General features: G+C 45.2%; 1 protein-coding gene. It reads right to left on the reverse strand.

Annotated features, from left to right (window positions below; translation table 11 throughout):
- Positions 1 to 534 precede the first annotated feature (534 nt).
- Positions 535 to 777 (reverse strand): hypothetical protein (locus ACUHMQ_RS20910; protein WP_445297367.1); only part of this gene is annotated, 243 nt, incomplete at its 5' end.

Below are 777 nucleotides of genomic sequence, written 5' to 3' on the forward strand. Positions count from 1 at the left end.
GATTGGATCTGGTTCTACAATCACGAACGCCCTAACATGGCCTTGGGCGGTATTACCCCAATACAGCGGCTGGCCATGGTCGCATAGCGCTACTTCTGACTCCCCTTAAAAATGGGGGGATTACCGTAGGCTGCGTTGGGTAGCGGGCTAAATTGGCTAGCACAGAATGGGGCGGTTGCACCATTAAAAAGCCAAAGATCTGGTGAACAACAAATCACCTCATTAGCAGGTCTTTTGCTGAAGACATATTTGCATAGAATATCCCAGTCAATCCCAAGAACTTGTAATGAGCTGCGCCCTTCACAGTGATCTAACCAAGATGGAGCTTCTGCCTCATAGTTGGATGAATAAGGAAAGTTCTTTGGATTAACTGGCCATGGCTCGATGAGTAGAATAGATGAGGTTTGGACGTAAAATGACATCGTTAACCTGTCTAAATAATCAAAACTTTGAACTGGCTGCTATTTGGAAAACAAGACAAAATTGTCTTGATATTCTGTTGCTTAAAGAAACTGTTCAGGATGGAATTGGCTTTCATTGCTGCATATCCCACTGCCAAATTGTTGCGCCATATCCTGATTCAATTTCAGGCATGGTTTCGCCATGTTTAAATAAACGGCGTGAATTGGTCTTAGCAGGCGTGAACCAATGGGCACCTCGAATAATCCGACTTTTTGACATTACAGCGGCGTAAGTCGACCTTGCGTTGCTTCCAGACAGCCCGTTCCGGAACTTATCACTCGTCTTGCATCGCTTTCTCTCCCGAATTGGCCATTT

This window comes from Chitinimonas violaceus (assembly GCF_052601015.1).